The organism is Pseudomonas palleroniana, from assembly GCF_003031675.1.
Lineage (GTDB): Bacteria > Pseudomonadota > Gammaproteobacteria > Pseudomonadales > Pseudomonadaceae > Aquipseudomonas > Aquipseudomonas palleroniana.
The window spans coordinates 1-13,538 of record NZ_PYWX01000049.1; the positions used below are offsets into that span (position 1 = coordinate 1).

The window sequence follows — 13,538 nt, forward strand, 5'->3', positions numbered from 1 at the left end:
TTCGATAATGTGGAAGGGCAAGCTGGTATTTGTTAGCGAAGCGCTAGCTGGAGAGCGAATAGGGCTGAAAGAGACTGAAGATGATGCCTGGGATCTTTACCTGTGTGACTATCCCTTGGGGAGGCTTGGACGGGGAATGACTCGCGTCCAAGCTTCAAATGTGTAAACGATGTCCCCGGTTTCAGATGTAAACGATGTCTACGGTTCTACACCCGCGCTGGGGGGCAAAGCCGCCCTAAACCCAGGCGCCTCGGTCTTTCTGAAATACCGCGATGTCCTTGTTGGGGCGGCTTCGCCCCCCAGCGCGGGGCAAGCCCGCTCACTACAAGTTATTGCCAGCTGGCGAGCAGTGGCGGTAACTCGGTCAGGCTGCGAATCTCCGCGTCCGGACGCTTGTCCGCTTCCCACGCCTTGCCCGTCGGGTTGAACCACACCGCCCGAAGGCCCGCCTGCTGCGCCCCAGCGATGTCATCCCCCGGATGATCGCCAATATGCACCGCCTGGTCGGCCTCCACGCCTCCCCGTTGCAACGCCTCTTGAAACAGTCGCGCATCCGGCTTGGCAATGCCGATATCTTCAGCGCGCAGGGCGAAGTGAAAGTAGTCCGCCAGCCCCACACGTTGCACATCGGCATTGCCATTGGTGATCACCCCCAGCAGGAAGTGCTGGCGCAAGGCTTGAAGCATGGGCTCGGCCTCGGGAAAAGGGGTGAGTTGATGACGCGCATGGATGAAGGTTTCGAAGCATATGTCCGCCATCTGTGCGGCTTCAGGCGGTGGATAGCCGGCCTCTTCAAATGCGTGCAGCAGTATCCGGTGACGCAGGATGCTGATGCGATGCTTCAACTCGGGATGGCGCTTCAGCACTTGCTGGCGCAGGCTGGCGAAATGCTCAAGCGGCAGGTCGCCGACCTTGGCGGCATGGGTCGCCAGCCATTCGCGCATCGACGCTTCGGCACTGATAATGACGGGGACGTTGTCCCACAGGGTGTCGTCCAGGTCGAAAGTGATCAGCTTGATACTCATGAGTCGCCGCCCTTGATGCGTTTGGCCCGAGGATGGGCGCTGTCGTATACCGTTGCCAGGTGTTGGAAATCGAGGTGAGTGTAGATCTGCGTGGTCTTGATATCGGAGTGGCCGAGCAGCTCCTGTACCGCACGCAGGTCCTGGGAGGATTCGAGCAGATGGCTGGCAAAGGAGTGGCGCAGCATGTGTGGGTGCAGGTTCTGCCCCAATTCTCGCTCTCCGGCCGCCTTGACCCGCAGTTGGATTGCCCGTGGTCCGAGGCGCCGGCCCTGTTGGCTGATAAACACGGCATCGTCCACCGGGTTGGCCAGGGCGCGCAGCGGCAGCCACAGTTGCAACGCTTCTCGGGCTTTGCGGCCCACCGGCAGCACGCGGGTCTTGCTGCCCTTGCCGAGCACTTGCACCAGGCCGTCGGCCAGGTCCAGTTGGTCAAGGTTCAGGCCGGTCAGTTCCGATAGCCGCAGGCCAGAGGAGTAGAACAGCTCAAGGATCGCCTGGTCGCGATGGGCGAGGAAGTCGTCTTCAACGGCGCCATCGAGCAATTGCAGGGCGCGATCGGTATCCAGCGTCTTCGGCAGGCGTCGTTCGCCCTTCGGCGGAGAGAGGCCATTGGCCGGGTCGTGGTCGCACAGACCCTCGCGGTTCAGAAAGTGATACAGGCCACGCACCGCTGATAGCAGGCGTGACAGGCTGCGCGAAGATTGGCCGGCCTGGTGCAGGCGGGCGATCAGGCTGCGCAGGCTCTGGATATCCAGGGCTTTCCAGCTGGTGATCTGCTGTTTTTTACAGTGTGCCAGGACCTTGTCCAGGTCCCGCCGATAGGCTTGCAGGGTATGGGGCGACACCTGGCGCTCGTTGCGCAGGTGAGCGCAATAAGCGTCCAGTTGCCGTTCCATGGCTAGCGCACCGCGCGCAAGGTGCTGGTGAAGCGCGGTAATACGCGGCCAAGCACTTCGGCGATGTAGGTCAGGAACAACGTGCCCACCGAGCTCTTGTAGTGCGCAGGATCCCGACTGGCGATGGCCAATACGCCATGCAGGCCCTGGTGGCTGAGGGCGACCACGGCGGTGGAGCCGATCTGCTTGCGTTGTTCGGCACCAAACAGGAAGTCCAGCTCGTGTTCGCGCAAGGTGCCGCTGATGGTCTTGCCTTCGGACAGCAGGCCACCGATAGCGGTCTGTGCCTCGCCACCGCTGACCCAGCGACCCACCGGCATCGGGTTGTCGCTGAACAGGATCAGGCTGACAAACGGGACCTGGAAGTCCTGGCGCAGGCTGTCTTCCACGGCGATCACCGTTTCTTCCAGGCTGTTGGCGTCCATCAGGGTCAGGATCAGGCGGCGTGTCTTGTCGAACAGGCGGTCATTGTCGCGAGCCACGTCCATCAGATGGGAGAGCCGATGGCGCATTTCGATATTGCGCTCGCGCAGGATGTTCATCTGGCGCTCAACCAGCGAAACGGTGTCGCCGCGCCGGTGAGGAATGCGCAGGGCCGGCAGCAGTTCTTCGTGATCGACGAAAAAGTCCGGATGAGCCTCAAGGTACGCCGCGACGGCAGCGGCCTCCAGACTGTCGGTTGGGGATGCTTGTGCGGGTACTTGAGGCTTATCGGTCATTGGTTTGGCTCACTCATAGACGGACCTGTCCTTCGTATACGCGCGAGGCCGGCCCGGTCATCATCACCGGGTGGCCAGGGCCTGCCCATTCGATGGACAAGCGTCCGCCGGGCAGGTCGATCAGCAACGGCGAATCCATCCACCCCTGGCTGATCGCGGCCACGGCAGCGGCGCAAGCACCGGTACCGCAAGCCTGGGTTTCGCCGGCGCCGCGTTCCCATACACGCAATTGCGCGCGGGAACGGTCGATCACCTGCAGGAAGCCCACATTGACCCGTGCCGGAAAGCGCGGGTGATGTTCGATTTTCGGCCCCAATTCATGCACAGGAGCGTTGTTGATGTCATTGACCCGCAGCACGGCATGCGGGTTGCCCATGGAGACGGCAGCGATGTCGACGTTCTTGCCGTCAACCTCCAGCGCGTAGCTTGCGGCCTGCTCGGTAGCCTGGAACGGAATGTCTGCCGGCACCAGGCGGGGCTCGCCCATGTTGACGCTGATCTGGCCGTCGTTGCGGACATCCAGTTCAATCACGCCGCCCTTGGTCTCGACGCGAATCTGGCGTTTGGCGGTCAGGCGTTTGTCCAGCACGAAGCGCGCAAAGCAACGTGCACCGTTGCCGCACTGTTCCACTTCGGAACCGTCGGAGTTGAATATCCGATAACGGAAATCCACCTCCGGGTTGCTTGGCGCCTCGACGATCAGCAGCTGGTCGAAGCCAATGCCGGTGTGACGGTCGCCCCACTGTTTGGCGTGTTTGGGCTGGATGTGCGCGTGCTGGCTGACCAGGTCGAGGACCATGAAGTCATTGCCCAGCCCGTGCATCTTGGTAAAACGCAGCAGCATGGCTTACTCCGGCAGCAGGCTTTCGCCAGCATACAACTCGGCTACCGTCTCGCGGCGACGCACTTCGAACGCTTGATCACCGTCCACCAGCACCTCGGCGGTACGGCCGCGGGTGTTGTAGTTGGAACTCATGACAAACCCATAGGCACCCGCCGAATGTACGGCCAGCAGGTCGCCTTCTTCCAGGGCCAACTGACGATCCTTGGCCAGGAAGTCGCCGGTCTCGCAGATCGGGCCGACGATGTCGTAGGCGCGTGCAACACCTTCGCGCGGTGTTACAGCGGTGACGTTCATCCAGGCCTGGTACAGCGCCGGGCGGATCAGGTCGTTCATCGCCGCGTCGACGATGGCGAAATCCTTGTGCTCGGTGTGCTTGAGGTACTCGACCTGGGTCAGCAGCACGCCGGCATTGGCAACGATGTAGCGGCCCGGCTCGAACATCAGCGTCAGGCCGCGGCCCTCGATGCGCTGGAGTGCTGCCTTGATGTAGTCGGCCACCAGCGGCGGCTCTTCGTCGCGATAACGCACGCCCACACCACCACCGAGGTCGATGTGGTGCAGGTAGATACCACATTCGCCGAGGCGGTCGACCAGTGCCAGCAGGCGGTCGAGGGCATCCAGGAACGGTGGCAGCGTGGTCAGTTGCGAGCCGATGTGGCAGTCAACACCCAGCACTTCCAGGTTGGGCAGTTGAGCGGCGCGGATGTACACGTCTTCGGCGTCGGCAATGGCGATGCCGAACTTGTTCTCTTTGAGACCGGTGGAAATGTACGGGTGGGTGCCGGCATCGACGTCCGGGTTGACGCGCAGGGAGATCGGCGCACGAACGCCCATCTCGGCGGCGACCACTTGCAGGCGCTCAAGCTCGTCGGTGGATTCGACGTTGAAGCAATGCACGCCGACTTCCAGCGCACGGCGCATGTCTTCGCGGGTTTTGCCGACACCGGAAAACACGATCTTGTCCGCTTTGCCACCGGCTGCCAGCACGCGTTCCAGCTCGCCACGGGAGACGATGTCGAAACCGGCGCCCAGGCGCGCCAGGACATTCAGTACACCCAGGTTGGAATTGGCCTTGACCGCGTAGCACACCAGGCTTGGTGTGCCTTCCAGCGCGTCGGTAAAGCTGCGGTATTGGGCTTCGATATGCGCACGGGAGTACACATAGGTCGGGGTGCCAAAGCGCTCGGCAATCGCGGACAACGCCACGCCTTCCGCGAACAGCTCGCCGTCCCGGTAGTTAAAAGCGTCCATGGAGTTCCCTTATTCGTAGGTGTCGTGCTTATGCGCTTTGGATGGCTTTTGCGACGATTGCGCCTGGTCGTTCGGGTCTTTGCTGTCATCCGGCAGGTACAGCGGGCCTTTTTGACCACAGGCACTAACGAGGCAAGCGACCGCGACGAGCGCAGCAAGGGAAGAGATCAGGCGCTTCATGGCGAAATCCTTGAATATGCATTAATTGCGCCCGAGTATACCGACCACCCGCCAGCTTGCCTATGCGCTGAAATACCCGTCCGGCGGGGGTTTGCCGAGACGGCCGGGAAGCGTACTACGCTGCTTGAGGATATTTCACGCCGCCAATCGTGTTGAAATCGGTATCCTTTGCAATCGGCGAAGCTCGCCCGTATGGTGCGGCGCTTGAGCAGAACCAGACACTTTTGAGGTTGCCACAATGAGTTTGACCGAAGCCCGTTTTCACGACTTGGTGGATTCGACCCAGCAGGCGCTGGAAGATATTTTCGACGACAGCGGCCTGGACGTGGATCTGGAAAATTCGGCTGGCGTGCTGACGGTCAAGTTCGAGAGCGGCCAGCAGCTGATCTTCAGTCGTCAGGAGCCGCTGCGTCAGCTCTGGCTGGCGGCGCGTTCTGGTGGTGTACATTTCGACTACGACGAAGAAAGCGGCAAATGGCAGTGCGACAAGAGTGAAGAGCTGCTGAGCGAGATGCTCACGCGCCTGGTCAACGACTACACCGGCGTCGAGCTGGACTTCGACGAGATCTGACGGTGACCCAGCCCGCACCTGCACGCCCGCCAAAGCCACTGTTCAGTAATGTCAGCCCGGCGGTGCCGTCACCTTGTATCAGTTTGTGTCGACTGGATGAGCAGAAAGTCTGCCTTGGCTGCTTTCGTCACGTGGAAGACATCCGTGAATGGCGCTCTGCCGACGATTCCCGGCGCCGGGTGATTTGTGCCGAAGCCGAGCAGCGCAGGGCGCGCGTCTGAGGCCGTCTTGTTTATTTGTGACGCTGTGGTAGTGTCCAGATACACCTCAACTCATCGAGGTCCGCGAGAACCCCGCCTTTTTTGGCGGGGTTTTGCTTTTTTGTGCAGAAAAAAGGAGTCTGCCTGAATCATGACCACCGCACCGTCCATCATCCTCACCCGTCTTGACGTGCAGCGCCTGGAGCAATTGATCGACCGCTTGGGCGACGAGTCTCCCGGCGTCGAAGCGTTGCAAGCCGAACTCGACCGCGCCGAAGACGTGGTTGGTCACGATGAAGTGCCTGCGGGTGTCGTGACCATGAACTCCAGCGTGCATTGTCGCGAGCAAGGCAGCGGCAAGGACTACCACCTGACCCTGGTCTACCCGAAACACGCGAACGCCGATGAAGGCAAAATCTCGATCCTGGCACCGGTGGGCAGCGCGTTGCTCGGCCTGCAGATAGGCCAGCACATCGACTGGCCGGCACCGGGCGGCAAGACCCTCAAGCTGGAGTTGCTCAGCGTTGAAGGCCAGCCCAAGGATGGCGGCGCCTTTCCTCTCTAAACCTGGTTCAGCGCCTTGTTGAGCGAGAGTTCGAGCTCGGCCTTGTAGCGCAGATACAGGTTGCTCGGGCTTTGCACATCACCGAGCAGGCCCGAGAGGTCCAGGTCGGTGATGTAGCAGCGGTAGCGCTCGGCTTCGCGGCGTTGCCCGACGATCTCCTGGGCGACCACGGCAAACAGTTGGTCGCCAAATTCCAGTTCGGAAAACTCGCGCTGATTGCAGTACAGCGTGATGCCCACTCGGCCGTGAGCGGCTTTGCCGATAATCGCCTGCACCTCATAAAACGCTTTGTCGGCCGGGGTCGAAGGTGCCGGCCGAGGTTCGATGCCGCGTGCACGGGTACTGCCGGACGGCAATAGCTGGTAATACAGGGTTCGCACTTCGCCCAGCGGTTGTTGCGTGTCCAGGGACGACAGGGCTTCGCGGCGATAGATGATCGATTGAAGGAAACGTTGCAACGGTGCCAACAGGCTCTGTTCGTCATGAAAGGGCAGGCGTTGCTGCCAGAGCGCATTGAACTCATCCAGTACGTACAACTCGGCATGGCCTTCATTGACCCGGTAGAACACCTGTACGCAATCGGCCAGGCCCATGGGCAGCAGTAACGCCAAGTCGTGGTCTTCCAGGGCCATGGCGTCCAGGTGCAGCGGGCTGTAGCTGGCGAGTTCTTCGCTGAGGTAGGCGATCAGTGCGTCCTGGGTTGGCAGCGACACATGGTTGGCCTGGCCCGGCACCAGTTCCATCACGTGATAATGCTGCTGCACCTGGAGCAGGTAGCGGTGATTGCCTTGGCCGATCAGCAGGTTTTGTGCGGTATCAAAGATTTCTTCGACGCGCTGGGCAATGAACTGCGCACGGTTGTGGCAGAAGCAGCGTACCCGCAACCTGGGCAAGTGATTCGGTGGCAGTTGGTTAAGGTAGTCACGCAAGCATTCGAGCAGCGCGTGGGGGCCGTCGTAACGGCTGACCATCACCTCGTTCCAGCTATTGAGCGTGACCTGATCCAGGGTCAGCACGAGGTTGTCGCGTACACCGGCATAGCTGAGCGAGTCGGTGCGCTCGGTGGTCATCAGGATGTTCAGGTCGCGGTGATGTTTGAGCGGGTCAACGCCGACATTGATCAGCAATAACACTTCTTCCGGAACCGCCGAACGCAGCAGGCGCTCTTCATCGACGCCGACCAAGGGCAGGGCGATGGTCTGCTGCAGGCTGCCCAGCAGGTTGAACAGCTCGAACTCCGTCATGTCACTGGTGCCCGGGTGCAGCGCCAGGCGCGTGCTGCTGTCGATCACGCCGTTGCGATGGCACCAGGTGAGCATTTCCAGCAGGTCGCGGCTGCGCTTGATCGGCGCGAAGTGCTCCCATTCCAGAGCCGTAAGGTTACCGTTATACAGGCCCCAGTAGTGCCGGCCGGGCTCTTTACGATTGGGCGATTGCACCAGGGTCAGGGTGTCTTCGGCCAGGTCCGGTGCGATGCCGGGGTTGATGAACTCGACCTTGCCGGCCTTGCGTTCAAAAGCAGCATATAAGCGTCGACCCAGCACATTGAGGTCACGCCGGTTGATCGGGCTGACGGTCTTCTCGGTGCGGGCGAACTGGGTCAGGAAGCGGTAGCTGTAATTGAGCTCATTGACCAACGCCCGGCGTTCCAGCGCGACCTGGCGCACTTTCCACTGGCTGCGGCTGTCCAGCAGGGTCAACTGACGCGGGTCCCAGCCCCACTCGTGGGCCAGCCGTTCCAGCAGCAGGCGTTGCCAACTGGTGGTGCGCTGGCCGGCGCTGAGTTTGCGGTTGACCTTCAAGTACAGCGCGCGCCGCACCAGCTCAAGGCGCTCCGGCTCGTTGCGGGCCTTGAGGTATTCCTCGATCCGCCGATAGACCACGATGTACGGGTCCAACTCATCCAGGTCCAACTGGTTGGCGAACACCGCCCGTTTGAAGCGCAGGCTCAGGCACTGCACGTTCGGGTGTTCGCTGGCGTAGACCTCGGTCAGCAGCAACTTGAGCACCGACTTGTAGGGCGACTCGATGCCCTTGAACAGTTGCCAGAGGCCGGCGCCAATGAACTCGCCTGGAGGAATGTACGCCAGGTGGCCCAAATCGAGGGTTTCGTCGGCGCGGATAAAACGTTTGGAAATCAGCGCATGGGTGAACTCGGCATAGCGGGTTTCTTCATACACCGGCACCAGCCACCAGATCGGCGTGCGCCCGGCCAGCCAGATGGCGGTGCGGTAGAACTCATCCAGCAGCAGGTAATGCTGGGTGGTCCCGCAGTCGTCGGAGCTGAGCTGCGTATCACGCTCACCCAGGACAAAGCGCGTCGGTTCGATCAGGAAGAAGTGCGCCTCGGTGCCCATGGTCAGGGCCCAGGCTTCCAGTAGCTGGCACTTTTTACGTAGCTCGGCCAGTTCGTTGTCGTTGAGGTCCGGGGCGTGGCACACCCACACGTCCATATCGCTTTGATCCGCCTGGGCCAAGGTGCCGAGGCTGCCCATCAGGAACAGGCCGTGGATCGGCCTGGGCTGATTGACCGGGCGTGGCTTGTAGGAGAACGAGCGAGTCAGGCGTTGGGCTTCATTGAGGGCTTGGGCGTCGGGTTCGAAGTTGGACAGGCCGGCCGGGGTGCTGCCGGACACGTAGCCAGGCAACAGCGGGTGATTGACGTGGAAAAACAGCGGCAACATAGCCAAGACGCTCTGCTGGCGTGGTGTCAGCCCTTCGACGGCGCGGGCCATGCGGCCCTCGTTCAGGGTCATGAAGCGTGCGCGCAACTGGGCCAGCACCTTGCGGTCGATGCCTTCATCCAGATCGGGGCGGATTTCGTGGGTGCGGGTCATTTCGCGGCGTTGGCTCGAAGAGCCCGACATGGGCGGCCGTGTAGGAGTTTACAGTCAGAAGGGTAGGAGGTTTAGAGGGGAAAAGGCTTTTTGGCGCCAGAATTTTCACTATTACACAGCAATGCCCTCGGAATCCGCAGCCAGCGGACTCCGTGGGCGGTATCAGGTCTCAGGCGGCTTCTTTTTTCGTGGTGCTCAGAATTGTCAGCAGGCCTTGGGCGTGCTCGGCTGCATCCCGACCGAGGCTTGTCAGGTAGCCGCCGTCGGGTTGGGTGATCAGCTCTTTTTCAAACAGGCGCCTGGCAGCGGCGATGGCAGTGGGGGCAGCGGTCTGGTGGACTTTAAGACCTTCCTGGGAGCTGTCCAGGTTGAAGAGTGCAAGGATTTCCAGTTCGGCAACCAACTCAGGGGTATACGACATAAGGACTCCAGACTTTCTAGAATTTATTAGAGGCTAGCAGGACATAAGGTGAACGCACTTTGCCGGGCTGTCCAGTCACAAACTCCTGGGTCTTGATATGGCGCAAGTTTGTGGCGAGGAAGCGGGCTTCCCTGCCACCCATATCCCTGAATTCAGGCGTTTTCCGGAGGCAGGTCGGGCAATGCACGCAGCGCGGTTTCGTACCATTGGGTATCGAATGCGCGGTCTTCTTCGAGCATCTTGTCGATTTCGACAGCCAATACATGGGCCATGAGATTCAGAATGTCTTCGCGCTCGTAACCCACCAGCGTCAGCTTGTTGAAGGTGGCCTTGGCGGCAGGCGGGTTGTCGCTCTCGATCTGGTTTTCAATCGCCTGGGTCAGCGTGCTCTCGGTGAACTCTTCTTCGTCGTTGTCGATATCGGTCGGCTCGCTCATGGCAGGCTCCTCAAGGAAAGGACGCCAGTCTACGCCCATTCAGGCAAGTGATGCTGCTGGCAAGGTCGGGTTCGGGAGGCTATAACGCTTGCAGCCAACCCCACACATGGCATGGAGGCACGCGCAATGCTCAAGCTTTACGGTTTTTCGGTCAGTAACTACTACAACATGGTCAAGCTGGCGCTGATGGAGAAAGGGCTGCCGTTTGAGGAAGTGCTGTTTTTCCCAAGCCAGACTCCAGAGGCACTGGCGGTAAGCCCGCGTGGCAAAGTACCGGTGCTGGGCGTGAAGCAGGGTTTCATCAATGAGACCAGCGTGATCCTTGAATACATCGAGCAAACCCAGGAAGGCCCTGCCCTGTTGCCGGGCGATCCGTTTCAACGCGCCCAGGTGTTGGCGCTGTGCCGGGAAATTGAACTGTATATCGAGTTACCGGCCCGCGCGTGCTTTGCCGAGGCATTTTTCGGTATGCCGGTACCGGACGCAATCAAGGAGAAATCCAAGGCTGATTTGCTGTTGGGGATCGCATCGTTGGGGCGTCACGGTAAGTTTGCACCGTATGTGGCGGGTGAGAGTTTTACGATTGCCGACCTCTATTTCATGTACAGCGTGAACCTTGCCTGCGCGGTGGGCGAAAGGCTGTTCGGGCTGGATTTTCTGGAAGGTCTGGCGCAGGCCAAGGCGCTGCTGGAGCGACTGCACGCCATGCCTAATGCCCAGAAGGTGGCGGCGGACAGGGAAGCGGCGATGCCGGCATTTTTGGCGATGATCGCTGCCAAGAAATAGTCAGCATTGGTGCTGTTCAAAATGTGGGAGGGAGCAAGCCCCCTCCCACAAGCATGCATCAGCGGCTGGCGAGCAGGGCCTGGCCGCGCGCGACGGCTGCCTTGACCTGCGCCGGCGCAGTGCCGCCCACGTGGTTGCGGGCGTTGACCGAGCCTTCCAGGGTCAGCACGGCAAACACGTCCTGCTCGATCTGGTCGCTGAACTGGCGCAGCTCTTCCAGGCTCATTTCCGCCAGGTCCTTGCCGGTATCCACGCCGTATTTGACGGCATGCCCGACGATTTCATGGCAGTCACGGAACGGCAGGCCACGGCGCACCAGGTAGTCCGCCAGGTCGGTCGCGGTGGAGAACCCACGCAGGGCCGCTTCACGCATGATTGCGTGCTTGGGCTTGATCGCCGGGATCATGTCGGCAAAGGCGCGCAGCGAGTCGCGCAGGGTATCGGCGGCGTCGAACAGCGGCTCCTTGTCTTCCTGGTTGTCCTTGTTGTAGGCCAGCGGCTGGCCTTTCATCAGGGTCAGCAGGCCCATCAGTGCGCCGAATACGCGACCGCTTTTGCCGCGCACCAGCTCGGGCACATCGGGGTTTTTCTTTTGCGGCATGATCGAGCTGCCGGTGCAGAAGCGGTCTGGCAGGTCGATGAATTGGAATTGCGCGCTGGTCCACAGCACCAGCTCTTCGGAAAAGCGCGACAGGTGCATCATCGCGATGCTGGCTGCGGCGCAGAATTCGATGGCGAAGTCACGGTCCGACACGCCGTCCAGGGAGTTGCCGCCAACGGCGTCAAAACCCAGCAGTTGTGCGGTGTACTCACGATCGATCGGGTAAGTGGTACCGGCCAGCGCGGCGCTGCCCAGCGGCATGCGGTTGGCACGTTTGCGGCAATCCACCAGGCGCTCATAGTCGCGGCTGAGCATTTCGAACCAGGCCAGCAGGTGGTGGCCGAAGGTTACAGGCTGTGCAGTCTGCAGATGGGTGAAGCCGGGCATGATGGTGTCCGATTCGCGCTCGGCCTGCTCCAGCAAACCTTTTTGCAGGCGGGTGATCTCGGACAGGATCAGGTCGATTTCGTCGCGCAGCCACAGGCGGATATCGGTGGCCACCTGGTCGTTACGGCTGCGACCGGTATGCAGCTTCTTGCCGGTCACACCGATGCGATCGGTGAGGCGCGCTTCGATATTCATGTGCACGTCTTCCAGGTCGACGCGCCAGTCGAACGTACCGGCTTCGATCTCACCGCGAATGGTGGTCAGGCCGTCGATGATGCTGTCGCGCTCGGCGTCGGTCAGCACGCCCACCTTGGCCAGCATCGTTGCGTGGGCGATCGAGCCCATGATGTCGTGGCGGTACAGGCGCTGGTCGAAGGTGACGGAGGCGGTGAAGCGGGCGACGAAGGCGTCGACGGGTTCACTGAAGCGGCCGCCCCAGGACTGGTTGGTCTTGTCGGTGCTCATGGATTCGCTCGTGATCTGCTTAAAAGAGGCATGGAGGTTTACCGGCGATAATAACAGGGTTGCCTGGGGAGGCGGTGCTGCGGGTGGTCGGCATTTTTATTTGTACAAAGGGTGGCTAAGTGCCTTGCCGCCGAACGCGTCCGGGAAGAGACTGGAGCCAGATGTTTATTGAAACGATATTTGACGATTGAGCAATGTGGTCTCAGTGAGCGTCTACAGTTGCACTGATAGAGCGTGAATGCACCAAAGTCGGGTGATGCGGTCGAAGCCCTGACTATCCATTAGAAAAGGGGGGTATTCGGATTGTGTATCAGTAAACCCTACGACGATGCCCTGAGGCAGGCGGTCTTGGGCGCAATTGAACAGGTCCGGGTAAATATGGGTGCCACTCTTGGGGCACTTTTTGCCGCTCGCGCTAGTCTTAGCGTGGATCGCTGTGACGCAAGTCACCGCACCTGTCTACGCTATCCTTGTGCGAGACTCACGCAGGAATCCAGCGCAATATGAATGTCCTGATCGTTGATGACGAACCCCAAGCCCGCGAGCGACTGAGCCGTTTGGTCAGTGAACTCGAGGGTTATACAGTCCTTGAACCGAGCGCCACCAACGGCGAGGAGGCGTTGACGCTGATCGACAGCCTCAAGCCGGATGTGGTGTTGCTCGATATCCGCATGCCAGGCCTGGATGGCCTGCAAGTCGCGGCTCGCTTGAGCGAGCGAGAGTCGCCACCCGCAGTGGTGTTGTGCGCCGCTCACGAAGAGTTCGCCGCACCCACGCTTGAGGCCAGTGGCGTCAGCTTCCTGGTCAAGCCGGTGACTGGCGAAGCCTTGCTCAAGGCCCTGAAAAAGGCCGAGCGCCCAAACCGCGTCCAACTCGGTGCCCTGACGCTGCCCGCCGCCCAAAGTGGCAACGGGCCGCGCAGCCATATCAGTGCGCGCACCCGCAAGGGTATCGAGCTGATCCCCTTGGACCAGGTGGTCTACTTTATTGCCGACCACAAATACGTGACCCTGCGGCACGAGGCGGGCGAGGTGTTGCTTGATGAGCCCCTCAAGGCCCTCGAGGATGAGTTCGGCGACCGCTTCGTGCGTATCCATCGCAACGCGTTGGTGGCCCGTGAGCGAATAGAGCGCCTGCAGCGCACCCCCCTTGGGCACTTTCAGCTGTTTTTGAAAGGGCTTAACGGTGATGCCCTGATCGTCAGCCGACGCCATGTCGCGGGTGTGCGCAAGATGATGCAGCAGCTTTAGCCCAAAGGCTGCGGCGAGGTTTTCAGCCCCGATCCCGGTGCGATGCGGCCAGGGAGGCCCCGCACTTGCTGATTCAAATCAAAGCGTGTCTGCCTGAGCTGTT

15 protein-coding genes and 1 pseudogene are annotated in these 13,538 nt (G+C 60.9%); 6 read left to right on the forward strand and 10 right to left on the reverse strand.

The window, feature by feature from the left end; genetic code table 11:
- Positions 1-166, forward strand: a pseudogene (locus tag C9383_RS28685) (IS481 family transposase); the annotation flags it as partial.
- A 163-nt stretch (positions 167-329) separates the two neighbouring features.
- Here the strand turns inward: C9383_RS28685 and C9383_RS16365 are convergent.
- The 6 genes from C9383_RS16365 to lptM are packed head-to-tail and all read right to left on the reverse strand — an operon-like array spanning position 330 to position 4,915.
- Positions 330-1,025, reverse strand: a complete 696-nt coding sequence (locus C9383_RS16365) for an HAD family hydrolase (protein ID WP_090368003.1) — start codon at positions 1,023-1,025, stop codon at positions 330-332.
- The gene (gene xerC / locus C9383_RS16370) at positions 1,022-1,921 is read right to left on the reverse strand and encodes a tyrosine recombinase XerC (protein ID WP_060753619.1); all 900 of its coding nucleotides are present in this window, start codon (positions 1,919-1,921) and stop codon (positions 1,022-1,024) included. Before xerC ends, C9383_RS16365 begins: the two co-directional genes overlap by 4 nt.
- 2 nt (positions 1,922-1,923) lie before the next feature.
- Complete coding sequence (locus C9383_RS16375; RefSeq protein WP_060753618.1) at positions 1,924-2,640, reverse strand: DUF484 family protein; 717 nt, start codon at positions 2,638-2,640, stop codon at positions 1,924-1,926.
- Between the two features lie 13 nt (positions 2,641-2,653).
- The gene (gene dapF, locus C9383_RS16380; protein WP_090368005.1) at positions 2,654-3,484 is read right to left on the reverse strand and encodes a diaminopimelate epimerase; all 831 of its coding nucleotides are present in this window, start codon (positions 3,482-3,484) and stop codon (positions 2,654-2,656) included.
- Between the two features lie 3 nt (positions 3,485-3,487).
- Positions 3,488-4,735: a diaminopimelate decarboxylase gene (lysA, locus tag C9383_RS16385; protein WP_090368007.1), complete on the reverse strand. Its 1,248-nt coding sequence runs from the start codon at positions 4,733-4,735 to the stop codon at positions 3,488-3,490.
- Between the two features lie 9 nt (positions 4,736-4,744).
- Positions 4,745-4,915 (reverse strand): LPS translocon maturation chaperone LptM, encoded by a 171-nt coding sequence (gene lptM / locus C9383_RS16390; RefSeq protein WP_078739734.1) that lies wholly within the window; start codon positions 4,913-4,915, stop codon positions 4,745-4,747.
- Positions 4,916-5,153: 238 nt separating this feature from the next.
- On the opposite strand from lptM, the gene cyaY reads away from it, so the two are divergent.
- The 3 genes from cyaY (at position 5,154) to rnk (ending at position 6,251) form a co-directional block, all read left to right on the forward strand.
- Positions 5,154-5,486: an iron donor protein CyaY gene (gene cyaY, locus C9383_RS16395; protein ID WP_060753615.1), complete on the forward strand. Its 333-nt coding sequence runs from the start codon at positions 5,154-5,156 to the stop codon at positions 5,484-5,486.
- Positions 5,487-5,488: 2 nt separating this feature from the next.
- Entirely contained in the window at positions 5,489-5,707 is a 219-nt protein-coding gene (locus tag C9383_RS16400; protein ID WP_081086974.1) for a DUF1289 domain-containing protein, read from the forward strand.
- 130 nt (positions 5,708-5,837) lie between these two features.
- Positions 5,838-6,251 carry a nucleoside diphosphate kinase regulator gene (gene rnk / locus C9383_RS16405; protein ID WP_060753614.1) on the forward strand — a complete coding sequence of 138 codons (414 nt, stop codon included), beginning with the start codon at positions 5,838-5,840 and terminating at the stop codon, positions 6,249-6,251.
- Here rnk and C9383_RS16410 read toward each other — a convergent pair.
- The 3 genes from C9383_RS16410 to C9383_RS16420 all read right to left on the reverse strand — a co-directional run bounded on the left by C9383_RS16410 (position 6,248) and on the right by C9383_RS16420 (position 9,946).
- Positions 6,248-9,088: a class I adenylate cyclase gene (locus C9383_RS16410; RefSeq protein WP_090368009.1), complete on the reverse strand. Its 2,841-nt coding sequence runs from the start codon at positions 9,086-9,088 to the stop codon at positions 6,248-6,250. The two genes, rnk and C9383_RS16410, sit on opposite strands and share 4 nt — an antisense overlap.
- Before the next feature lie 169 nt (positions 9,089-9,257).
- Positions 9,258-9,509: a TIGR02647 family protein gene (locus C9383_RS16415; RefSeq protein ID WP_060753612.1), complete on the reverse strand. Its 252-nt coding sequence runs from the start codon at positions 9,507-9,509 to the stop codon at positions 9,258-9,260.
- Between the two features lie 152 nt (positions 9,510-9,661).
- On the reverse strand, positions 9,662-9,946 hold the full coding sequence (locus tag C9383_RS16420) for a hypothetical protein (RefSeq protein WP_060753611.1): 285 nt from the start codon (positions 9,944-9,946) through the stop codon (positions 9,662-9,664).
- A 126-nt stretch (positions 9,947-10,072) separates the two neighbouring features.
- Between C9383_RS16420 and C9383_RS16425 the strand changes: the two genes are divergently transcribed.
- On the forward strand, positions 10,073-10,732 hold the full coding sequence (locus C9383_RS16425; protein ID WP_090368011.1) for a glutathione S-transferase family protein: 660 nt from the start codon (positions 10,073-10,075) through the stop codon (positions 10,730-10,732).
- 58 nt (positions 10,733-10,790) lie between these two features.
- On the opposite strand, the gene argH is transcribed toward C9383_RS16425, so the two are convergent.
- On the reverse strand, positions 10,791-12,185 hold the full coding sequence (gene argH, locus C9383_RS16430; RefSeq protein WP_034110688.1) for an argininosuccinate lyase: 1,395 nt from the start codon (positions 12,183-12,185) through the stop codon (positions 10,791-10,793).
- Between the two features lie 503 nt (positions 12,186-12,688).
- Between argH and C9383_RS16435 the strand changes: the two genes are divergently transcribed.
- Positions 12,689-13,435 (forward strand): LytR/AlgR family response regulator transcription factor, encoded by a 747-nt coding sequence (locus tag C9383_RS16435; protein WP_060753609.1) that lies wholly within the window; start codon positions 12,689-12,691, stop codon positions 13,433-13,435.
- The last annotated feature ends 103 nt before the right edge of the window (positions 13,436-13,538 follow it).